Genomic DNA, 21,241 nt, shown 5'->3' on the forward strand with positions numbered 1-21,241 from the left:
TTCACTTCAGCCTCACGGACGTCGCCATGAGCTTCCACTGGTCGACATTGTCCGCGCCGGCCGGCGCTTTCATGTCGAGCGTAGCCAGCTTGCCGTTGCTGAAGATCAGATAGCGGACCCCCTCAAGCCGGATCTGCTTGTTTGTTACCGGGTTGGGGTCGGAATTCTCCGTGTATTCGACGACGACTCCGGTTCCGCCAGGAAGCTTGACCGGCTTCAAGGCCATGATCTTGATCGCGTGGCCGTTCATGACAAGGTCGGCGACCTCCCCATCGCGAGCGCTCGCGACCGTCGGCGCGACCGCGGCGCCGCCGATCGTGAGTTCCACGGCGTTGTATTTGTCGAAGAACCGCGCGCCGTCCGCCAGGTCCTTGCGCGCCCAGCCTTCAGGAACCTTCATCGAGGCGCCGGAGGGGCCGGAGTAGACGATGAAGACCTGGCTGTCCGGTATGTCGCCCGGAGGGTTCTTCTCAGCAGCAACGGCTGTTTCGGCATGGACAGGAAGAGAGGGCTGCAGCGCGCCGAGCGTCAGGCTGATCGAGAGGAGCAAGGCAAAGCGACGGGAGTGGAAGGTCGGAGTCATTTGATGACCTCGGCGTTTGGATGGACGCGACGACCCCGGCGAGATTGCGAGCGATGTCCCGCTGGTCCGTAGCTGATGTCGCCATCATCTGCGCTCGACTTCACGCGGGCCTGTCGCCCGACTTACGGATCGGTAAGTAGCCGAAGCCCGGCGATTAAGACCTTGGGAAATCGATCCGCACGCGCAGTCCCGGCGCGTTGTCGTTCAGCGAGATCGCGGCTCCGTGCAGATCCGCTATCGCCTTGACGAGGCTGAGGCCGAGGCCGGTTCCTGGTGTCGTTCGGCTCTTGTCGAGCCGATACAGGCGCTGGAAAACCCTCTGCCGCTCGTCGGGCGGAATACCCGGCCCATTGTCGGAAATCTCGAACCGGACGCGATCGCCGGCGAGCAAGGCAGCCATGCGGATTTCCGTTCCTTCGCTACAATGGCGGATGGCATTCTCGACCAGATTGGCGACCATCTGCGTGAGGAGTTCACGGTCCCCGGCGATTGGAGGCAGATTGTCCACGATGCTGAGTTCAAGCCTTTGGCCACGCTCGGCCGCGTCGTCGGCATAGACCTCCCAGATGTTGTGCAGGACCGGCGCGATGGACAGCTTGAGGAAGCGCGACCGCCTGGCCCCTGCCTCGATTTGCGAAATTCGCAGGAGCGCGTCGAATGTGGCATTGATCTGCCGGCCCTCGGACTGCGCCTGAGCGAGGAGGGTCGCCGCCGATGCGCCCTTCGCCTCTGTGGCAATGGCTCCCTCGATCGTGATGGCCAGCCGATTCAACGGCGTCTTCAAGTCATGAGCGATATCCATGCTGACCTGTCGCATGCCCTCGACCAGGGCGAGCAACCGATCGAGCGCCGCATTCACCTGGCCGGAGAGTTGATCGATGTCGTCCGCCGCTGGCGTGATCGGAATGCGCGCATGCAATTCGCCACGCCCGACTTTGTCCATCACGCCAGCGATCGTTTCCAATCGCCGCTGGCCTCGCCGAGCCACGATCAGGCCGGCGGCACCGACCAGAACAAGGAAGACAACGCCCGCCCAGGCGAAGCTGACCAGCGCAAGCCACCCGATCGCATCGCTCTCGGCGGAACTGACACCGACCAGAATGGCATTGCCGCCCGCATCGCCCACGAAGACGCGGTACGTGAACTCGTTGTCCAATCCCAGAGCTTCGCTTTCGACCGTCGACCAACCCTGGCCAACTTCAGCTCTCACGATGTTCCCAGCCAGAATTGTACCGTCCGGGTTGCGAAGCAGATAAACCTGCTCATGTCGTACGGTGGCGTCGGCGTGGCTCTGGACCAGCGCCGTGAGATCCGCGATGTCGGAGTCACCAAATGACTGACGGATCACGGAATAGGTATCGCTGATCGAAGCATCCGCGCGAGCGGCGAGTTCGTTCCGTATGACGATGAAGGCAATACCGCCGGCAACGAGAAGGGCAAAAAGAAAAGCGGCGCCGAGTATGACGGTCAGGCGGAAAGGCGTGCTCTTGAAGAGATCAACGCGCATGCAGGCTGTAGCCGGTGTTGCGGATCGTATGCAGAAGCGGCTTGTCGAATGGGCGATCGATCTTGCTGCGCAGCCGGCTGATATGGGTTTCGACGACACTCGTATGCGGGTCGAAATGAAAATCCCAAACGCGCTCCAGAAGCATGGTTCGCGTGAGAACACGGCCCTCGTTGCGCATGAGAGTTTCGAGTAGCGCGAATTCGCGCGGCTGCAAATCGATCGGCTGATCAGCGCGCCGGCACACTCGCCGAACCAGGTCGAGTTCGAGGTCGCCTACCTTCAGGAGGGTCTTCTCCGCCTGGGTCGGAGGGCGCCGTGCCAGCGCGTTCACCCTCGCCATGAGTTCGGAAAAGGCGAACGGCTTCAACAGATAGTCGTCACCGCCAGCCTCCAGCCCGTCCACGCGATCGTCGAGGCCGCCGACCGCTGTCAGGAACAGGATGGGCGTCTGATTGCCCGAAGCGCGCAGCGCCTTGACCAGCGACAGCCCATCCAGGCCAGGCAGCATCCGGTCAACCACCATGACGTCGTAGACCTCATGCAGTGCATGGGCGAGCGCGTTGCGACCTTCACCCACCACGTTCACGACGTGCCCGGCTTCTGAAAAGCCCCTTGCCACATAGTCAGCAGTTGGCCGGTCATCTTCCACGACGAGAATGCGCATGCTGAAAACTACTCTTGCAGGAAGAAGCCGGCCATCGGCAAATGTTGTGGCGGCCGCTCCCGACCGCCACGATGTATGCACTCCGTGGTCCAAGGCTCGACTAATCGATCTCCAGCATGGGCTCGACCGACCTCTCGCGGTTCATGAACGTCATATAGGCGACGATCAATGCGATGGCGACGAGGAACATCAGGCTCGTTACAATCGTCCCAAACCCGAGGCCACCATATTCGACGGGCTGGGAGAGCAGATCGCCGAATGACGCCCCGAGCGGTCTCGTGAGAATATAGGCCAGCCAGAAGCAAACTATCCCGTTCACGCGGAACACGTAGTAAGCGAGGGCGATTGCGACGATGACGAGGCCGAACCCGATACCGGTCGCGAAATAGCCGAGGCCGAACGTCTCGGCCACCAGATCGCCGGCCGATGTTCCGAGCGAGAAGGTGAACAGGATCGCCAGCCAATAGAAGATCTCTCGGCGGGTCGTGAAGATCGTATGGATCGACAGCGTCCGCTCGAAGGAGAACCAGATCACGAACGTCGCGGCGAGCGCGATGCTGAAGCCGATAGTTGTCGTCTCGAGCGTGACGCCGAAATTGTCGACCAGATTGTCGGTGATCAGCGTGCCGACGACACTGATCAGCACAACGGCTAACCAGTAGCTCCAAGGCACATAGCGCTTCCGGCTGAACTGGATCGCGATGGCGACGAGCAAGACCGCCGTCATGATCAGGGAGGTGGCCGTCAACCCCCAGCCGAGATTGACGGCGAGATAGTCGGCCGCGGTCTCGCCGACCGTCACGGCCATGAGCTTGATCAGCCAGAAGTCGATCGTGACTTCCGGCACCCGGTTATAAGCGACCGGAGACGCATTGGAATCCTCAAACATTGGCGTGTTTTCCTCGCGCTAATTGACCGGGCGGCGATCGTCGCTCTCGCCTATTTGCCCATCAGCTTGAGGGCCTGGCCGAAGAAGTCGTCGGCTCGCTTGTCGTCATCGGCGTTGCAACGCTCGATGCCCTTGTCCTGCAGCGCGGCGACCTTGGCCTTGTCGGCGTCGCTGAGCTTGGCCGTGGCGGCCGCCGCGCGGACTTCTTTCAGCATGTCCTCGCAAGGTGCAGGTGCCGCGGCCTGGGCAGCGGATGCGGCGATCGTCAGGGCGGCGAAAGTCGCGCTCAGGAGCGCGGAACGGAAGAGCTGCTTCATGGTGCAAGGTCCCAAACAGCCTGCCGAATACGGCCAGGCTTTCCGGAAGTCTTCCGACGCCATGCGTCCGCTTCCGATGGGCAACGAGTAGAGGCCGCGACATACGCGGGTCTGTCCGATCCTATACGGATCGGTAAGGTCGACGTTCGCTTTGCTCATCCTTCGGGAAGACATGCGCGCGGCCGGCGACTGTGAGACGGACCAGCGTCCCCACATCGGGCAGCGCGATCGGCGATACCCTGAGGCGCAACAGCATGGCGTGGTCTGTCCTGCTGGCTGCACCGGTCCGCTCTCGTCCGGTTCGAAGCCGTACCAATGCAGTGCAGGTGGCGCCGCCGAAGTCGACCGAAATGACCTCGGCGAGAGCGTCTCCGTTATCGCCCGGCGCCGCCGGCTCTGTGACAGGTTGGATGGCGAATTGTTCGGGACGGAGCATGATCTCTGCCTCGCCTGACCGATCATCGTCGACAGCGATCCGTCCGAGGGCACAATCGGCGATTCCGTGCCGGATCAAGGCCGGGATCCGGATCGTCTCACCCAGGAATTCGGCGACCATTGGATCGACCGGCTGCAGGTAGAGTTGGCGGGGTGTGCCGATCTGCAGCAGGCGGCCGAGACGCATGACCGCAACCTGATCGGCAAACGACAAGGCTTCGGCCTGATCGTGCGTGACGAGGATCGTCGTGATGCCGGCGGCCGTCAGTAGTTCGGATACGGCCTGACGGGTATGAGCGCGCAGGCCGGTGTCGAGTGCAGAGAACGGTTCGTCGAGCAATATCAGGCGCGGGCTCCTCGCCAATGCCCGCGCCAACGCCACGCGCTGCTGCTGTCCGCCGGAGAGTTGGTCTGGTCGTCGCCGCAGGATACTGGCATCGAGGCCGGTCATTGCCAGCAGATCACGAATGCGGGCATCGCGGCCGACATACCGACGCGACAGGCCGTAGCCTATGTTCTCGGCGACGCTCAGATGCGGAAACAAAGCTCCATCCTGCGCCACGATGCCGATGTCGCGGCGGTGTGGCGGCGTCGATCGAGGACCGTCGGCCAGCATAGTCCCATCGAGAACGACGCGCCCCGCATCCGGCGCCTCGAAGCCGGCGATGATCCGAAGCAGCGTCGTCTTGCCCGATCCGGAAGGCCCGACGATCGCTGTGCGACTCCCCGCGGCGAGATCGAGGTCGATCCCGCCGAGCGCCAGGGTTGCTCCGTAGCGCTTCTCCACGGCGCGCAGTTCGAGAAAGCTCACCGCCCTGCACTCCGCCGCGACTGCACATGCAGGAGCCAGGTCAATGGCAGAGAGACGACGACCATGATCAGCGCATAGGGCGCCGCGCTCGCATAGTCGAGCTCGCCGCTCAACGCCCAGAACGCCATAGCCAGCGTGCGGGTCCCATTGGGCGCCAGCATCTGCGCCGCCGGCAGTTCGTTGAAGATTCCAAGCGAGACCAGAGCCATGCTGGCCGCCGCTCCCGGCGCCGCGAGGCGCAGCGTGACTGACCAGAATGCGCTCGCAGGTGACCTGCCGAGGCTCGCCGCTGCCTGCTCCAGTTCGACGGGCGCCTGTGAAATGCTGGCGCGCAGGCTCACCAAGGCACGGGGTAGGAACATGAGCGCATAGGCAACGAGGATCGTGATGAGCGTCTGGTAGAGCGGGAGCGCCACGCGCACGGTGACCGTGACCAGGGCAAGGGCGATCACGACACCAGGCAGTGATCCGACGACATAGTTGCAGCCCTCCAGCAGCCGTTGAATGGGCCCCGGCCGACGAATCGCGATCCAGGCCATGGGAATCGCCGAAAGCGTCGCGAGGAGGGCTCCTCCGATGGCCAGCACGAGGGTCTGCCCGAGTGAGCGGCCGATCGCGTCGAGCCGCCATACGTCCAGGCCACCCGCGGCAAGCCAGCGGCCGAGCGTCAGGGCCGGCACGCCGAGCGCCAGCGCCGACACCGCAACGGGGAGCATCAGGCACGGCAGTGTTGCCCACCCCAGACGAACCGGCCGCGGCTGGATCGCTGCGCCGCTGCCGACACGCGCATAGCGCGCGCGACCGCGCAGGCCGGCCTCGATTCCAATCAGCCCGAGGCAGAATACGACAAGGACGCCAGCGAGCATGTTCGCGGCCGGGCCGTTGAAAGTCGACTGGAACTGCTCGACGATCGCGGTCGTGAACGTGTCGAAGCGGATCATGGCGAACAGCCCGTATTCCGCCAGCAGATGCAACCCGACGAGGAGAGAGCCGCCCAATAGAGCGAGGCGCAACTGGGGTAGCATCACGCGGCGAAATATGGTGGTGGGAGGATCGCCGAGCGCCGCCGCGGCCTCTTCCAAAGCCGGATCGAGCCGGCGCATCGTTGCCGCCACGGGCAGGTAGAGAAACGGAAAATAGGCCAGGACCGAAATGAGGACGCCGGCTTCAAGACCGTGGATGTTAGGGACGAGGCTGACCCATGCATAGCTCTGGACGAAAGCCGGCACTGCGAGTGGCGTGACAGCGAACCAGGCCCAGATTCGCGCACCGGGAAGATCGGTGCGCTCTGTAAGCCAGGCGAGCGCTACGGCGAGCACGATGCAGATCGGGACGGTCAGCAGGACCAACAACACGGTGTTGGCGAGCAATTCGCCGACACGTGGCCGGAATATCATGGCGGTCGCCGTCGCCCAGCCGGTCTGGATCGTGACCCCCATGATGAAGGCAAGCGGCAGCAGCGACGCGACGGAGACGAGTGCCGCCGCGACCCCGGCCCATGAATTCATGGGCCATCGCCGCCCGGCGCGATAGCGGCGCCGGAGCGGACTCACCTGCGACAACATCACCTCAGTGGAACCGGTCATCCAACCAATCTCATTGTCCCACAAGCATCCCTGCCGCCGGTGCGGCAGGACCGAGGCAGCGGATACCTCGAACAAGAAAGCCTTGCGCGACGTCGACGCCGCACAAGGCTGCAGGCCAACCGGCCAATCGGCCTTCTTTGGCAGAATGGCTGCCGGCTACAAGATGCCGGCGGCAGTCATCAGATCAGTTACCTTCTTGCTGTCGAATTTGGAGGGCTCGACCTTCGGCGCCTGCAGATCGCTCAGAGGTACGAGCTTCAGATTTGATTGTGCGCCGACACCGACCGCATATTCGAATGAGGTCCCCGTCTTCAAGATCTCCTGCCCGCCCTTGCCCGCAACCCACTTTACGAAAGCCTGCGCCTCGGCTGGATGCTTGCTGGAGGCGAGCACGCCGCCGCCGGAGATGCTGACGAACGCGCCCGGGTCCTGATTGCGGAAATAGTGCAAGGCGACATTGTTGCTATTCTCGCCAGTCTTGGCCTGATCGCCGAACCAGTAATAGTGATAGATGACAGCGCCTTCGATCTGGCCCGCATTGACGGCTTTCATCGCCGTGCTGTTGCCCTTGTAGGCGGTGAAGTTCTCCTTCATCGCCTTCAACCACGCCGCTGTCGCCTCTTCGCCCTTCAATTCCAGCAGGGCTGCGACGATAGCCTGAAAATCCGCGCCACCCGGCGACGCGGCCCAGCGGCCCTTCCAGCTCGGATCGGCGAGATCAAGCAGGGATTTCGGCAGCTTGTCCTCGGTCAGCTTCGTCTTGTCATAGGCAAAGACCGTGCTGCGCGCCGCGATTCCGGTCCACTTGCCATTGGTGGGACGAAAATTCTCCGGGACTTCGGCGAGAGTCTCGACGTCCAGCGGGGCAAAAAGCCCCGCCGAGTCCACCAGCGCCATGGCAGGCGAATTCTCGGTCAGGAAGACGTCTGCGGGCGACGACGCGCCTTCCTGAACGATCTGGTTGGCGAATTCTGTATCGCCACCATTGCGGAGAGTAACCTTGATGCCGGTCTCGGCGGTGAACGCCGCGGCCCAGGCCTCTGCCAGGCTCTCATGCTGCGCATTGTAGACGACGATGCCGTCCGCGCTCGGCTTGACAGGCTCTGCTGCGTTCGAGGTGACCGTGGTCGCCATCAGGGCCATCGTCATGGCCGTGATGCTAGCAAAAGAGAACGCGATGATTTTCATGGGATCCTACCAGACCAGATGAATGCGAGGCAGTGCGCGCTTGTTAGCGCGCGAGATGAATCATCGTCAACGTCTATCTTTTTGAATTACTCTAGATGTAATCATTATGAAATTCCTGTGATTGGAATATATCCATAGAGGAATTCCAATGTTTAACATTATTATTGATCATTCATGATGGCTTTGCGTCGCCGAGATCTATTACTCGTCATTGCCATCTCACTCCTTGTCGCCCACGATGCCCAGTTTACCGATCGGTAGGCTTCCGGACGGGTGGCGGACAGGAATGACCGCGATGTTGCTCAGCGCCGGATCGAGCACTCGCCCGATCGAGCAACGAAGCAAGGAACAGCAATGAAGAAGTACATCGCTTTGACCATCATCCTGCCGGCTCTGGGATTCGGCGGCGCCGGCCTTGCCCATGCCGAGGATGGCAACGGCACTGCCGATCGTGCCATCGAGACTCAGGCATTCCTGTCGGCCAAACTCTCGCCGTCTCAGGCACTGCAGGCGGCTGAGACGAAGATGGGCGGCAAGGCGACCGGTGTCTCGTTCGAAGGACCGGCCGCGACGCCCTATTATCAGGTCGAACTCATCGCCTCGAACGGCACCACGCAGGACGTGGCGGTCGACGCCATCTCGGGCGAGGTGATGAAGCTCGCCGGATCGGACGAAGAGAGCGGCGATGCGCAGGATCAGCAGGACGCCGGGGACCAGGGAGACAATGGCGAGAACGGCGCTCGATAGCGGAACGATTGGCTGATGCGAAGAGCGGTGCCCGGTCCCGGGCACCGCAAGGCTTTCAGCCTCCGTCAGGCCCCCACTTGGCCGCATCTCAGACAACGACATTTGCGACCACAAGTCGGCGGCGAAAACGCGCGGTACTGCGATCGTCATGACCGAGAAATACCTGTCCAATGGAGGAGCAGCGAACCAGCGGCCACCGCGCTCCAGAACCGCGATCATCGCCCGCCGGTCCGCTGATAGAGGCCGTGGATTAGGAGAAAATGAGGGCGAGGCGTGGCGCCCGCGGCTGGACGGCTAGGCGGCTGGGACGGAGAGGGCGCAAACCAATCCGCCCCGATCGGTCCGGTTGGCTATGTGGAGAACCGCGCCGTTTCGCTCCGCGGCTGCCTTGGCTATGGCAAGGCCTAGGCCGCTACCCTCGCCCGAAGGATCAGCGGATCGAAAGAAGCGTTCGAAAACGCGCGGCAGATCCTCCGGTGCGATTCCCGGCCCGGTATCGATAACCTCGACGACTATGCCGGCTCCATCACGACGGATTGCCACGTCGATCGCGCCCTGAGCCGACGTGTACCGGATCGCATTGTCGACGAAGTTCCCGATGATCACGGCGAAATCATCGGCTAGGCCGACGCAGAAGGCCTCATCCTGCCGGACGACGCCGAGATCGATAGATTTCCGTTCGGCCAGCGGCGCGAACTCGGCGAGGATCGACAGCGTCACTGCAACGAGATCGACCCGCACGGCCCGGTCTGGTTCCGGCGTCTCATCATAGCGCGCCAGTTTCAGCAACTGACTGACGAGATTCGAGGATCGGCGAATACCGCCGTCCATATCCGCCAGCAAACCCGTCAGCTCGGGAGACCGATTGGCATTCTGAAGATTGTCGATCTGGATTCGCAATGCCGCCAGTGGCGTACGCAACTCATGCGCGGCATCCGATACGAAGCGGCGCTGACGCTCGAGCACGCCGGCCAGGCGGGACAATAGTCTGTTGATCGCATGAACGAAGGGGAGGACTTCCGCGGGGACATGGTCGGTCGGGATGGGATCCACGTCGTCCGCCGCGCGGGCCCCGACCGCTCCGGCCGTCACGTTCAGACGGCGCATCATCCGCGTGACGACGAAGGTCAGCATCAGCCAGGCCATCGGGATCAGCGCGACCACGGGCAGGGCCGCGCGCCACGCCGACCCCGCCGCGATCTCTTCGCGAACGCGCAGGCGCTGCGAGACCTGAACCGTGCGGTCTGGCGTCACGAGGCTATAGACGCGCCATCCACCATCCGGAGTCTCGACGTCTGCGAATCCCGTCTGCAGTTGCCGCTCAACGCCAGTGCCGACCGCCGAGAGCCGGAGCGGGTGACCCGCCTCGTCCCAGACCTGCACCAACAAGTCGTCCTCCGGATCGTTCGACGGCGCGGTGGCGAAGGCTGCCACGGCGGGCGTATCGCCGACATAAAAGGCGATCTGCCGGATCTGATCGTCGAGAAACTCCGACGCTTCCTTGCTGACGAGGAAATAGCCGATCGCCGCCGTGGCCAGTCCGACCAGCGTCATCAACGCCGCGACCCAGAGAAAGGCCCTGCGGCGCAACGACATCAGCGACCCGCCTTCGGAACGCTCCAGCCGGCGCCACGCACATTGTTGATGATCTCTTTCGCGAATTTGCGACGGATATAATAGATCAGCACGTCGATGGCGTTGCTCTCGACCTCCTCACCCCAGCCATAGACCTTCTCCTCGAGCTGGCCGCGCGAAAGAATGGTTCCCGGCCGATCGAGCAGAGCGCGCATGATCGCGAATTCGCGCGCCGAAAGCGGCTGAATGTCGCCCCGATAGGAAAGCTCGCGGCTTGCAGTGTCGAGCTCGATATCGCCATTGCGGATAACGGAATCGGCGTGGCCGCCATGGCGACGCAGAACCGCCCGGATCCGCGCCAGCAACTCCTTGATCTCAAACGGCTTGGTCAGATAGTCGTCGGCTCCGAGGTCGAGCCCGGCGATGCGATCCTCCAGTTCGTCCCGCGCGGTGATCACGATGACAGGGACGGTGTTGCCGGCAGCTCGGGCACCGCGCAGGATGTCGATGCCGCTGCCATGCGGCAGGCTGAGATCGAGAAGCACCAGCGCATGGTCGCGCGCCGCCACCGCCTCGGCACCTAGTTGCCCGTCACGAGCCCAGTCACCCGACATGCCGGCGTCGTGCAGAGCCTGCAGCAACGCCTTGGCGATCATCGCATCGTCCTCGATCAGCAAGATGCGCATGATGCGCAGCCCTCCAAGTCTCTCCGCCTCGAAATTCGCTACATCGGACAAGTCGACATCGCTCGCCCGCGGCACCTCCGCCTTCTCGGCGACCGCTTCGGGCATTTGGGGTGGTTCCTAAGCCTCAACTAATTCAGGGTCCCGCCAATGTCACTCGGGCGACATCTGTGATCGGCCTGAGGCCGATCAGCGTCGATAGAGGGTGCAATCTCCCATGATTTCATTCCCGGAGGCTATTCTTCTCGGCCTTCTTCAGGGTTTCGCTGAACTGTTCCCGATATCGAGCCTCGGACATAGCGTGCTCATCCCCGCCTTGCTCGGCTGGAACCTCGACCAGTCGAACGATGCCTTCCTGTCCTTCATCGTTCTGACCCATCTGGCGACGGCTCTTGTCCTTCTTGCCTTCTTCTGGCGCGATTGGGTGCACATCGTCGCCGGGATCCTTCGGTCCTTGCGCCAACGCGAGATCCGAATCGAGGACACCTATGCCCGCATCGGATGGCTGTTGATCGTCGCCACCATCCCTGCGGGCGTTCTCGGTATTTTGTTCGAGGAACGGCTCAAGCAACTCTTCGCCGCCGCCGACGTCATCGCTGTCGTGCTCATCCTGAACGGTGTGGCCCTCTATATCGCCGAAGCGGTCTTTCGGCGTCGGAGATCGGACGAAGGCACCTATGACGATGAGAAGATCGCCGCGCTTTCCTGGCCGAGTTGCTTCTTCATCGGCCTCGCCCAATGCCTCGCCTTGCTGCCGGGGTTTTCGCGAACCGGCATGACGATCGCGGGAGGCCTTTCAACCGGCCTTTCCCATGACAATGCCGCTCGCTTCTCATTCCTGCTCGCAACGCCGATCATCTTGGCAGCCGCTGTCCTGAAAGTCCCGGACCTGCTCGCCAACGGAACTGCGGGTGCCGGCCCGGCCTTGGCCGGTGCCGCTTGCGCCGCCGTCAGCGCTTTCGTCTCAATCCGGTTCCTGCTGCGCTATTTCGAGACAAGGACGCTGACGCCCTTCGCGATCTACTGCTTGGCGGCTGGCGCACTCGCGCTTGCATGGCTGCGCTTCTAGATGCGGTTCGGCCCGCTGCGGAACCAGGCGAACGCGAAGATCGCGAGACCGAGAATGAACGAGCCAAGACCATGCTTGAAGTGGATATGGGTCGACCCAACTTCGAAGCCCGGCATCCAGGCCGGCAATGAACCTGCCGGAATCGCCCAATAAAGGCCGGCGAGAATGACGAACAGCATTCCCACAACAATCGAAGCAGCAACCATCGCCTTTGGCATGACCACACCTGCACGCGAGAAAGGAAGCCCGGATAGGCTCCATTGGCCGCCAGTTAGCGGCGCCGATTCTTAGCTGTCGATTAGCTCTGTCGGCCTCATGGGGGCGTCGACGTGACCTTCCAGCCTCCCCATCCGAGGAAACAACACCATGCAATTCCCGCCACTGGTCAGACTGAGAGAATTCCTACCCCTGGCGACACTGTTCGTTCCGGCCGGGCTCGTACTCGGCTTCATCATGCTCGGAAATGAGGTGAAGGAAGGCGAGACGCTCCATCTCGACGAATCCGTGCTGCTGGCCCTGCGCGTGCCGGGCGATCTCGCGGATCCGATCGGGCCGACATGGCTCGAACTGGCGATGAAGGATACGACCAGCCTCGGCAGCACGACCGTGCTGACATTCATCATGGTCGCCTCGATCATCTATCTTCTGCTGTCCCGGAAGCGCGAAATGGCGCTGCTGCTGTTGGTGTCCGTCGGCGGGGGCACCTTGCTGAGCTCGGTTCTCAAGATCGCTTACAACAGGCCGCGGCCGGAATTGGTCGCACATATCGTCGACGTCTCGACCGCGAGCTTCCCGAGCGGCCACGCCATGATGTCGGCCATCACCTATCTGACGCTCGGAGCGCTGTTGGCAAGCATCGAGCCCAATCCCCGGCTGAAGACGTTCCTGATGGGCACCGCCGTCTTCCTGACGCTCGCCGTCGGCGTGAGTCGGGTCTATCTCGGCGTACACTATCCAACCGACGTCCTGGCGGGCTGGGTCCTCGGATCAGGCTGGGCCATGGCCTGCCTGGGTATCAGCCGGTTGCTCGGAGGTCGCGGAACGGGTAGCGGCCAAGATGCCGGCACGCACCTCGACCAACCGTGATTGCCGCTGTCGCAAACCGGCTCTGCAATCTGGCAGATGCAGCTTGTGCCTGGGCAACGCGTCTCTACTCGTTGTCTAATGTCGATTAGATGTGATTTTCTGGACCAGAAATATAGCCTATCGTCCTTTACTCCGAAAATTGTCGCTATATTATTATTGATATCTCGGTATTTTTAAATATAGAGTCCATATATTACTTCAAAAAAGGTCATTATTTAATCCGATCATACTAAGTTTAATCTATAGAAATTGATTATAGGGCAGGAATTATTGATTTCTTGCCTCGCCCGCCACGGACCGACGCTATCGACGTGGCGGAACACTCCGCGGCTATCCGCAAACCATCCAACACCGGTCGCTCAAGTCGCGGGAATCAACAACGCGGAAGCAGACGTTCCTAGTGTCAGGCAATGGCAACACCGGCCACTCCACTGAGTGCTCATTCGAATGTGCCCTGCTGAACTTCTCCCCTTATGAACGGCAGACCATCGATGGCGCGTCCGTTCGAGTCATTGGGTCGGTTCTTGTCGGGCTCAATCCGAATTTGACAGTCCTATACCAAGAAACGGCAATTATGACCTGCATTGCGGCAGGGCACCACCGCATACCGACCGAGCCAATCCACAATCCGGCAATGCGATCCCGCAATCGCGCAAGCGGATCCCGCGAGCGTGCAGTCAGATCCGGGCGAACGACAATGCAATCCCGGCAAACGACAATCGCTTTTCCCTGATAGCGACCGCGAATATCGCTCCAGAGTCGAAAAAACGGCCCATCAGTTCAACAGACGTATTCAGTTAACGCACGGAAATCGCGTCACTTTCTAGCGAGAGCGCGACCCGAAGTGGCGAGAAAGGCGCTGTCTCGCGATTCTGCTCCGAACAGGGAATGCAGACGGAGACGAGTTCACAGCAAACTGCGTCCACCGCCACCATATAACCCATTGATATTGTTATTATATGCGTCTTTTGACGCCGCGAATTCGCCCGACATTTCCATTCTTGCGCGGTCCGCTGGGGCATGGATCTTGGTGGACAGTCCGCCTGGAGCGCGCCCCATGCATCGGGTGTGAGGCTCGTCCCAGTACCCGCCTCGGCTGAGGCGGGGCCCCTTTTTGACATTGGCCGCATGCTGATGGACCCGGACCGACGAAGAGTCGATCATCTGCAGATCACCGTCATAGGCGGCGGAAACGGCCGCGAATATGCGATCCCAAACACCGAGCTTCCGCCAGCGGACCAAGCGGTTGTAGCAGGTGGTGGCCGGGCCGTGGCGCTCCAGAATGTCGGCCCAGGGCGATCCGGTCCGCAGGCGCCAGTCGATGCCGTTCAGCACCGTGTGATCATCGGCTCGAGGTGCGCCCCGCGGCTTGTTCGGCAATAACGGCGTGATGATCGGCGGCTCTCAGTCCTCGTTCAGCGAATAGACGAGCGCCGGAGACTGGCGGAGGAAATCCTTGAAGCGGTAGGAGACGCCGTCGGCCTCGCTCGGCGCAGGCATGTCCGGGCTCTTCAGGTGGAGCTGGTCGCCGAACACGCCGCAGATGTCGACATGGCAGTGCTGCGCGATCTCGACATAGCTCGGGCCGTCATCCGTCTCGAAGTCGAAGATGTCGCGGTCGAAGACGTCCGTGATGTCTACGTCGACCTGCAGGCTGCGCGCCACCTGGAGTGTGCTGCTGCTCAGATTGATGCCGTCTTCGCCAGGTGCGACGACCCGCAGCCTCTGCAATCGGATCTGCGAATTCGTCAGATCGAGCCCGTCATCCGCCGAATGATAGCTTCTCACCTCGGCGACGTCCCATTCCTGGGGGCCGACGCCCATCAGCGAGAATCCGTCCCGGTCATCCTCGATCGGATCGTTGCTGTCCGAGACGGGGTCGGCATGTCCGAGATAATAGGTCGCGATCAGGACGGCGCTGAAGGACGAGGCGTCGGTGGCCGGGGCTGCCGTCACGCTCAGCCCGTCTTTCGCCGCGCTCCGATAGGCGCCGAAGAACCACAGGCCGCCATTGTCGGCCCGCTTGATTGGCCTGAAACGGTCATTGCACGCCCTGACGTAGAGACGCCCCGCCTTGAGCACCGATCCCTGTTCGAAGATGAGCGCGGCGTGTCCGATCTCGCTTGAGGAGACGGCGCCGTTCTGGATGAGAATGGTCGCTCCATCCTCCACGACCAGGGTGGCGCCCTTGCGGACGCGCACGTCCGTCATCACGACATAGCGCCGGCCGGCCTTCAGCTCCAGCGTGTCCGTGATCGAGGCGCGGAGCACCTCGTAGTCCTCGCTGGCCATAGCTAGTCCTCGCTAGTGTGAAGCGTCGGGTCCTGCGCCAGCATGGCGTCGTAGACCGCGCTGAGACTGTCGGCGGAAATACGCGTGTCGCCGAGATAGGGCAGATCGATGATGGCGATGGCGCCCAGCATCAGCGTCAGCATGATCAGCTGAACCGTCAGCGTGATCACCCGAAGCGGCGTCGCCTCGATCAGGCGAAGGGCGCAGATGATGATCACGCCGAGAATGCTGAGCAGGCTGACGGTGTAGAACATCGCGGGCAGCGTGGCGGATACCCCCATGATCCGGTCGTTCCGCCCCTGCGCCACGTGGTCCGCGGCGTCGAGAATCCGGCCGAAGACGGCGACGCTCTCGGGCGATTGCGGATTGATCCGGTCGATCTGCTGGAAGACCTCGGTGAGCGCGGACGAGGTCAGGCTGCTCCCATGCCCTTGCCTGAGAACGGGCCATTCGTCGCGGAGGATCGACTGCGTATAGTCGATCAGCGACTGGCGCGCCTTGAGGGCCGGCTCCGATCCGTCGAGGATCAGCATCCGGTTGAGGCTCTTGATCGACTGTGCCTCCTGCGAAACCTTGTCGTCGATGCCGGAGGCGGTAGCCATCACCAGCGCCAGGACGAAGCCGAGAACGACATAGGCGCCCGACATGCTGTTTTGGGTCGCCGTGTCGACGATATCGCTATCATAGTCGAGCCAGCTCAGCCTGTCGTTGGCGAGCCGCAGGGCAACGGTCACCAGGGTGAGGGCCAGACAGGCGATGATCGGAAACAGCAGCAGAAGCTGCAGGTCCGACATCTTTTCGATGAACGATGGATACATGGATCACTGAAATCCCGGATGCCGCGTGGCGCAGTCAGAGCTTCTCAAGGGCGGCAATCCTCTTGTCCGCATCCTGGATGGCGCTGGCGACGCAGCGCCTCAGATTGAAGTAATGGCGCATCTGGTCGTCCACGACCCAGGTCGCCGCGACCTGGTCGTCGAGACGCCTGAGATGGTCGAGAACGGATTTGACGTCGGCGGCCGTGCGGCTGTCCTTCAGCTCGTCTTCGAGATAGCGCAGCTCCCAGAAGTGAAGCCACAGCAGCTTCTGCGAGGCGAAACCGCGATAGCCGACGATCTTCTTGAAGATCGGCAGGGCCAGCAGGAACAGAGCGAACAGGACGACCCAGACATTTTCGAGCAGCGAGGCGAGCCAGAAGGGCAGGTAGCCAAAGAACCCCGGAACACCGCTGGTATAGAAGCGCGTCGCCACCGGGCTCAGCGGAAAGCCGCGATCCTTGTATTGCGGCAGGTTTCCGGCCGAGGGAAAGAAGTTGCTGGTCTTCAGGTTGATCTCGCGGGCCGCGAGCAGGAAGGCCCACTGGACCGTCGGGTGAACATCCTTCTCGACGAGGAGATTGACGCCCGAGGCCAGCATCGCGACATCGAGCGGCGGCCGGATCTCGCTGATGTCGATGCCGCCGCGGGGAACCGTGACCTTCTGCAGGAAGGGCAGTCGTCGCACATAGGCGTCGACGAGCGGAAAATTCATCAGCTTGATATCGGGGCTTTGCAGCAGGCGCTGGACGATCGGCGAACTGAAGGCGTCGACGATGAAGAGCGCGTCGATATTGCCCGCCAGCAGCTGGTCGGCAGCCTCGGCATGCGGAAGCTTCAGGAAATTGGGCTTGTCGCCGGTCCCCGGATTGTTGAGCTCCATCAGCGTCTTGAACAGCTTCTGGCTGACCGTGCCCGGCGCGCCGATGGCGATCGGCTTGTCGCGGTAATATTCGAACGGGTCGTCCACGCTGATCGCATCGCCACGATAGAACAGCCACAGCGGCGCAATGGCGACATTGCCGAGCGAGACGAGCCCCGGATAGTCCGCCGGTGATCCGGCGCCGGAGACCACGAAGCTGGCGTTGATCTTCGAGCCGGGATCGCGCAGGTCCTTCTCGATCTCGTCGAGTCCTGTCCGGCTCTCGATCTGAAGCGGGAGACCATTGCGCTCGAAGAATGACTGGAAGCCATCACCCAGCTGATCGGTCACCGTGCCGCGTTGCTCGGTCGCAAGCACCGTGTGCTGCCGCGGGAAGGGTTCGACATAGAAGAAGATCGCGGCGGCGGCGACAGCAATGAGTAGGACGATCGGCAGATAGAATATGCCGATCTTCTTCCAGACCGACGCTTCGCGCGCAAGATCAAATTTCGAATACAGCTTTATATGCGACAATATATTCATTGACATTTCACCGACGTGAACGAATTAATGAATCCGTATTCCAGGGCAATGAAGCAGACCGAATCCGATGGGCGAATTCTATACAAACGCGGCGCTCGCAATTGTTGTGTTCCTGTCAACGAATGTCGACGACATATTTCTGTTGGCGGCCTTCTATTCCGACAGCAAGATCAGGCCGCGATCGGTCGTTTTCGGCCAGTTTCTAGGCATCGGCACGCTTGTTGTCGTCAGTTGTCTGGCGGCTTGGCTTGCCATCGCCCTCCCGCCCGGTCTGATTTCACTGCTCGGCGTCGTACCGCTTGGCCTGGGGATCAAGCAGTTGGTTGCACTCTGGCGGCCGGAGCATGAGGAAGCGGATGTCCAAGCGGCAGATCGCGAAGAGCATGAGCTGGAAAGAGGATTGCATTCGCAGATACTGGCGATCGCCGGCGTCACCATCGCCAATGGCGGCGATAATCTCGGCGTGTACATCCCCCTCTTTGCAAGCAAGTCCTCCTGGGTCCCGCTCTTCGCCGCCATCTTCGCCATCATGACATTGCTTTGGTGCTATCTGGGGCGCCTTTTAGTAAACAATCGCTTTCTCGGCGATTATATTCGCCGCTACGGTCATCGGATTCTCCCGTTCGTCCTGATCGCGCTCGGAATTCATATATTGTCCGGAGCAATCGACCTCTTTTGACGCCGTGCGAGGTCGTCATTGCTTGCCGCGCTGCAGTGCTTCCCGAGCGTTGCACTGCCCGCTTGACCGGGTCAAGCGGCCGCGCGGGCCATTGGGATGACAAGCGCACCAGCGGGGGGATTTTCCCGGCGACCGCGATCCATCGCCGGCTCCCGGCCAATAGGCTGTAATGTCAGGGCTTTTCCGCCCCATAGGGAGGCGGCGCGCAATCGACTCGACCCGACGCGCGCGGATATCCGCGTATATTTTGCCGGACGGACCGATGTTTCCCCGCCAGACCGTACCGGCGGAGGGATGGGCCTGCGCCTATCGCTTGGCGATGTCTTCCAGATGGAAGACCTGTTCGATGCCGACCGGCGTGTCGGCGTCGCAGGGCTCATAGGCCAGTGTCGCGAACACGCGATGCCCGTGAAACCAGAAGCGTGAAATCCAGCGGTGCTTGAAGGGCACGTCGCCCGCCAGATCGAGATGCCGGGTGCTGATGCCGACGATTATGGCGATGTCGCCTTTGACGACGCTGTTTCTCGTTTCGACGTCATCGAGGATGATCCGGCTCTCGCCGATCATCCGCGACTCGAAGGCGCGGCCCGCCAGCCGCGAGAACAGCGGCCAGGCGCGGACGCATCCCGACGAGGCCGCCTGAAGCCGAATGCCGTCGATATCGAAAATGGCCTGGACCGACGACAGTCGCTCGACGAAGCGGCTCTCGATCGCAAGCTCGTCGCGGATCTGCGTCGCGATCAGATCCGTTATCCGGCGCGAGATCTCGATCGAAGGGATATCGCGCCCGTTCTCCCAGCGCGACACCGTGGCTTGCGTTACGCCGAGTGCAGCCGCCATGGCATCCTGCTTGATGCCGTTCGAACGACGCCAGATCCTCAGCTTCGTACCGATGCCGACGTCATTCATGGGGCCTGGGCTTCCGGGCGCGGATATGAGCGTATATTTTTGCTAGCATGGCGGCTGTCTTTGCAATAGCGCCAACTTTCACTCCCGGCATAAACTTGTTGTCAAGCGAGAGATCCGAAGATTCCCGGCGCCAGAGGCTGAGAGTTGGTCCGGCTCAAGGAATACACAACAGGCGGTTGTTCCTGCCTGCTGTACCGTCTCCAGTATTCGGGCTGGACGGGAGCGATGGGCAGTAGGGTAGCGTCCGGGTCGGGGGGGCCTGAAACGTGCAACAATATTTGTCGGACATATGGCTGCGAGGCGCACATTTGCGCGTCATCACGGCAATGGCTTGCCACGTCCTGGTTGATGTGCCGAAGGGCAATTGCCGGGCAATTTAATGTGGCATTCAGGCTATGTAAATATGATGATCTGATACATGTTGTGCCGCAGAATACACGAAGATAAACACATCGAACATCGATGGATATGATCGCGATAAGAATAGACAGATATATACGCGTCGTCGCGCGCCATATAGTCGTCTATGGTGCTTATATTTGACGCTGGGTCGCGATATCCAACTATTCGACGTAACGAGGGCGCAGGCGGGGGTGACGTGTTGCGCAAGACGGACGGTTTGCGGAGTTCTGTCGAGATCGGCGAGCCGGTGAGTCCTCGGTCGAGGCGTGCGCGTGCCGCGACGCTTGGTCTGGCTATGATGCTCGTGGCCGGGGTCGTCGGGATCGCGCCGGCTGCCGCGACGGTCTACACCGCTGTCATCGACGCCGGCAGCAGCGGAACGCGCATCTCCCTCTATGAGGTCGTCCCCGGTCCGTATCCGGAGATCAAGGAGATCGCGAGCCACAAGGGCGTGGCGGGCGACGAGGGCATTGACGACTTTCTGAACAAGGTCGGCGGGACGGAGAAGAATCTCGGCCCGGACGCCGTGGGGGACGCGTTGATCGGCCCGCTTCTCGACGCGATCGCCCCGGCGCTGAAGGGACGCGGCGTGCGCGACGTCGATGTCGTCGTGGATCTCCTCGCCACGGCCGGCATGCGCAGCACGCTGAAGCCGGTCGGCACGCATGACCCGTCGGAAGTCGATGCGTTCTATGACGGCATTCGCCAGTTCATCAGCGCGAAGGGCTTCACGGCTGGCGACATCCGCACCGTGGACGGCAGCGCGGAGGAGGGGCTCTGGACCTGGATCGAGGTGAACAACCGCTATCGTGACGCCTTCCGGTCGGACAAGGCGCCGATCGGTATCGTCGAGGTCGGCGGATCGTCGATGCAGATCAGCTATCCGACGACGGCGGCGCCCGATCCGGCCAGAAATATCTATCCGGTGACGATCAATGGCAGGACCTTCTCGGTCTTCGATCGCACCTATCTCGGCCTCGGGCAGGACGATGCGCGCCGGGCGATGCGGCAGGAGAACCCGCCCGGCGATGGCGGCGCGCATTGCTTCCCGACCGGGATGCAGCCGGCGCAGGATTCGGGCGACCTGATCAGCGGCGCGCGCGTCAGAATCGCGCGACCGGCGACATTCGACGCGGCGCAGTGTCTCGCTTCCTATTCAGCGATCATTGGGGCGCGCCTCGCAGAGGGCGGCGACCCCGGCATCGCCGGCAGCACGAGCCCTTTCTACGGCATCGCCTCCGTCCGCTATGCCTTCGAGGAGATCGGCGCTGCGGCGCAGATCCCGAGCCCGGCCGGCCTGTCGGACGCGATCGCCGAAAAATGTGCGCCTGCCGGATCCGTCAACAACTTCAAGATCAACAAGAAATATGGCCAGCACGCCTGTTCGTCCGCCACCTATATCGACGCGCTGCTCTATGGACCGAACGGCCTGTTCCATCAGGATCCGGGTCGGTTCAAGACGACGATCGCCGATCGGATCGTCGTCGACGGAAAGCCGGCGGGCACTATTTCGAGGACGACGGGATATCTGCTGCAGAAATACGCGAAATGACGCCACACCGCCGGCCGCCGGCCTGGGCCGGATCGCGGTTTGAGCCC

General features: G+C 61.9%; 20 protein-coding genes and 1 pseudogene. 5 read left to right on the top strand and 16 right to left on the bottom strand.

The window, feature by feature from the left end:
* Position 1 precedes the first annotated feature (1 nt).
* From GGR25_RS17225 to GGR25_RS17260, 8 genes are all read right to left on the bottom strand, one after another.
* The gene (locus GGR25_RS17225) at positions 2-550 is read right to left on the bottom strand and encodes a hypothetical protein (RefSeq protein WP_246409877.1); all 549 of its coding nucleotides are present in this window, start codon (positions 548-550) and stop codon (positions 2-4) included.
* A gap of 187 nt (positions 551-737) precedes the next feature.
* Positions 738-2,090, bottom strand: coding sequence for a sensor histidine kinase (locus GGR25_RS17230; RefSeq protein ID WP_183400057.1), 1,353 nt, complete (start codon positions 2,088-2,090; stop codon positions 738-740).
* Positions 2,080-2,754: a winged helix-turn-helix domain-containing protein gene (locus GGR25_RS17235; protein WP_183400058.1), complete on the bottom strand. Its 675-nt coding sequence runs from the start codon at positions 2,752-2,754 to the stop codon at positions 2,080-2,082. Before GGR25_RS17235 ends, GGR25_RS17230 begins: the two co-directional genes overlap by 11 nt.
* Before the next feature lie 100 nt (positions 2,755-2,854).
* Positions 2,855-3,643 carry a COG4705 family protein gene (locus GGR25_RS17240; protein ID WP_183400059.1) on the bottom strand — a complete coding sequence of 263 codons (789 nt, stop codon included), beginning with the start codon at positions 3,641-3,643 and terminating at the stop codon, positions 2,855-2,857.
* A gap of 50 nt (positions 3,644-3,693) precedes the next feature.
* Positions 3,694-3,960 (bottom strand): hypothetical protein, encoded by a 267-nt coding sequence (locus tag GGR25_RS17245; protein WP_183400060.1) that lies wholly within the window; start codon positions 3,958-3,960, stop codon positions 3,694-3,696.
* Between the two features lie 121 nt (positions 3,961-4,081).
* Positions 4,082-5,206, bottom strand: a complete 1,125-nt coding sequence (locus tag GGR25_RS17250; RefSeq protein WP_183400061.1) for an ATP-binding cassette domain-containing protein — start codon at positions 5,204-5,206, stop codon at positions 4,082-4,084.
* The gene (locus GGR25_RS17255; protein ID WP_246409880.1) at positions 5,203-6,714 is read right to left on the bottom strand and encodes an ABC transporter permease; all 1,512 of its coding nucleotides are present in this window, start codon (positions 6,712-6,714) and stop codon (positions 5,203-5,205) included. The genes GGR25_RS17250 and GGR25_RS17255 overlap by 4 nt, the downstream gene beginning before the upstream one ends.
* Before the next feature lie 234 nt (positions 6,715-6,948).
* Positions 6,949-7,926: an iron ABC transporter substrate-binding protein gene (locus GGR25_RS17260; protein WP_246409969.1), complete on the bottom strand. Its 978-nt coding sequence runs from the start codon at positions 7,924-7,926 to the stop codon at positions 6,949-6,951.
* 327 nt (positions 7,927-8,253) lie between these two features.
* Here GGR25_RS17260 and GGR25_RS24945 point away from each other — a divergent pair, with 327 nt between their 5' ends.
* Positions 8,254-8,727 (top strand): PepSY domain-containing protein, encoded by a 474-nt coding sequence (locus GGR25_RS24945; RefSeq protein WP_183400063.1) that lies wholly within the window; start codon positions 8,254-8,256, stop codon positions 8,725-8,727.
* Positions 8,728-9,021: 294 nt separating this feature from the next.
* On the opposite strand, the gene GGR25_RS17270 is transcribed toward GGR25_RS24945, so the two are convergent.
* On the bottom strand, positions 9,022-10,323 hold the full coding sequence (locus tag GGR25_RS17270) for an ATP-binding protein (RefSeq protein ID WP_183400064.1): 1,302 nt from the start codon (positions 10,321-10,323) through the stop codon (positions 9,022-9,024).
* On the bottom strand, positions 10,323-10,988 hold the full coding sequence (locus GGR25_RS17275; protein WP_183400348.1) for a response regulator transcription factor: 666 nt from the start codon (positions 10,986-10,988) through the stop codon (positions 10,323-10,325). The genes GGR25_RS17270 and GGR25_RS17275 overlap by 1 nt, the downstream gene beginning before the upstream one ends.
* Before the next feature lie 214 nt (positions 10,989-11,202).
* Between GGR25_RS17275 and GGR25_RS17280 the strand changes: the two genes are divergently transcribed.
* Positions 11,203-12,054: an undecaprenyl-diphosphate phosphatase gene (locus tag GGR25_RS17280; protein ID WP_183400065.1), complete on the top strand. Its 852-nt coding sequence runs from the start codon at positions 11,203-11,205 to the stop codon at positions 12,052-12,054.
* Here the strand turns inward: GGR25_RS17280 and GGR25_RS17285 are convergent.
* Positions 12,051-12,272, bottom strand: a complete 222-nt coding sequence (locus GGR25_RS17285) for a hypothetical protein (RefSeq protein ID WP_183400066.1) — start codon at positions 12,270-12,272, stop codon at positions 12,051-12,053. The genes GGR25_RS17280 and GGR25_RS17285 overlap by 4 nt on opposite strands.
* A 148-nt stretch (positions 12,273-12,420) precedes the next feature.
* On the opposite strand from GGR25_RS17285, the gene GGR25_RS17290 reads away from it, so the two are divergent.
* A complete protein-coding gene (locus tag GGR25_RS17290; protein ID WP_183400067.1) occupies positions 12,421-13,140 on the top strand; it encodes a phosphatase PAP2 family protein in 720 nt (239 codons plus the stop codon).
* Between the two features lie 1,008 nt (positions 13,141-14,148).
* Here the strand turns inward: GGR25_RS17290 and GGR25_RS17295 are convergent.
* The 4 genes and pseudogenes from GGR25_RS17295 to GGR25_RS17310 form a co-directional block, all read right to left on the bottom strand.
* Positions 14,149-14,535 (bottom strand): annotated as a pseudogene (locus tag GGR25_RS17295) (IS5 family transposase); the annotation flags it as partial.
* A 9-nt stretch (positions 14,536-14,544) separates the two neighbouring features.
* Entirely contained in the window at positions 14,545-15,432 is an 888-nt protein-coding gene (locus GGR25_RS17300) for a hypothetical protein (protein ID WP_183400068.1), read from the bottom strand.
* 2 nt (positions 15,433-15,434) lie between these two features.
* Positions 15,435-16,250: a bestrophin-like domain gene (locus tag GGR25_RS17305; protein WP_183400069.1), complete on the bottom strand. Its 816-nt coding sequence runs from the start codon at positions 16,248-16,250 to the stop codon at positions 15,435-15,437.
* 34 nt (positions 16,251-16,284) lie between these two features.
* Entirely contained in the window at positions 16,285-17,652 is a 1,368-nt protein-coding gene (locus tag GGR25_RS17310; protein WP_246409883.1) for a TAXI family TRAP transporter solute-binding subunit, read from the bottom strand.
* 67 nt (positions 17,653-17,719) lie between these two features.
* Here GGR25_RS17310 and GGR25_RS17315 point away from each other — a divergent pair, with 67 nt between their 5' ends.
* A complete protein-coding gene (locus GGR25_RS17315) occupies positions 17,720-18,331 on the top strand; it encodes a cadmium resistance transporter (RefSeq protein ID WP_183400070.1) in 612 nt (203 codons plus the stop codon).
* 306 nt (positions 18,332-18,637) lie between these two features.
* Here GGR25_RS17315 and GGR25_RS17320 read toward each other — a convergent pair whose 3' ends face one another.
* Positions 18,638-19,240: a helix-turn-helix transcriptional regulator gene (locus GGR25_RS17320; RefSeq protein ID WP_183400071.1), complete on the bottom strand. Its 603-nt coding sequence runs from the start codon at positions 19,238-19,240 to the stop codon at positions 18,638-18,640.
* A 706-nt stretch (positions 19,241-19,946) separates the two neighbouring features.
* On the opposite strand from GGR25_RS17320, the gene GGR25_RS17325 reads away from it, so the two are divergent.
* Positions 19,947-21,194: a hypothetical protein gene (locus GGR25_RS17325; protein WP_210299994.1), complete on the top strand. Its 1,248-nt coding sequence runs from the start codon at positions 19,947-19,949 to the stop codon at positions 21,192-21,194.
* Positions 21,195-21,241: the final 47 nt, after the last annotated feature.

The organism is Kaistia hirudinis (genome assembly GCF_014196455.1).
Lineage (GTDB): Bacteria > Pseudomonadota > Alphaproteobacteria > Rhizobiales > Kaistiaceae > Kaistia > Kaistia hirudinis.

Coding starts and splice junctions, on each gene's coding strand:
- GGR25_RS17260 (WP_246409969.1), bottom strand. CDS start 7,926: ATGGCGACCACGGTCACCTCGAACGCAGCAGAGCCTGTCAAGCCGAGC.
- GGR25_RS17275 (WP_183400348.1), bottom strand. CDS start 10,988: ATGCGCATCTTGCTGATCGAGGACGATGCGATGATCGCCAAGGCGTTG.
- GGR25_RS17255 (WP_246409880.1), bottom strand. CDS start 6,714: ATGAATTCATGGGCCGGGGTCGCGGCGGCACTCGTCTCCGTCGCGTCG.
- GGR25_RS17280 (WP_183400065.1), top strand. CDS start 11,203: ATGATTTCATTCCCGGAGGCTATTCTTCTCGGCCTTCTTCAGGGTTTC.
- GGR25_RS17270 (WP_183400064.1), bottom strand. CDS start 10,323: ATGTCGTTGCGCCGCAGGGCCTTTCTCTGGGTCGCGGCGTTGATGACG.
- GGR25_RS17230 (WP_183400057.1), bottom strand. CDS start 2,090: ATGCGCGTTGATCTCTTCAAGAGCACGCCTTTCCGCCTGACCGTCATA.
- GGR25_RS17285 (WP_183400066.1), bottom strand. CDS start 12,272: ATGCCAAAGGCGATGGTTGCTGCTTCGATTGTTGTGGGAATGCTGTTC.
- GGR25_RS17235 (WP_183400058.1), bottom strand. CDS start 2,754: ATGCGCATTCTCGTCGTGGAAGATGACCGGCCAACTGCTGACTATGTG.
- GGR25_RS17245 (WP_183400060.1), bottom strand. CDS start 3,960: ATGAAGCAGCTCTTCCGTTCCGCGCTCCTGAGCGCGACTTTCGCCGCC.
- GGR25_RS17240 (WP_183400059.1), bottom strand. CDS start 3,643: ATGTTTGAGGATTCCAATGCGTCTCCGGTCGCTTATAACCGGGTGCCG.
- GGR25_RS17320 (WP_183400071.1), bottom strand. CDS start 19,240: ATGAATGACGTCGGCATCGGTACGAAGCTGAGGATCTGGCGTCGTTCG.
- GGR25_RS17300 (WP_183400068.1), bottom strand. CDS start 15,432: ATGGCCAGCGAGGACTACGAGGTGCTCCGCGCCTCGATCACGGACACG.
- GGR25_RS17305 (WP_183400069.1), bottom strand. CDS start 16,250: ATGTATCCATCGTTCATCGAAAAGATGTCGGACCTGCAGCTTCTGCTG.
- GGR25_RS17290 (WP_183400067.1), top strand. CDS start 12,421: ATGCAATTCCCGCCACTGGTCAGACTGAGAGAATTCCTACCCCTGGCG.
- GGR25_RS17315 (WP_183400070.1), top strand. CDS start 17,720: ATGGGCGAATTCTATACAAACGCGGCGCTCGCAATTGTTGTGTTCCTG.
- GGR25_RS17310 (WP_246409883.1), bottom strand. CDS start 17,652: ATGAATATATTGTCGCATATAAAGCTGTATTCGAAATTTGATCTTGCG.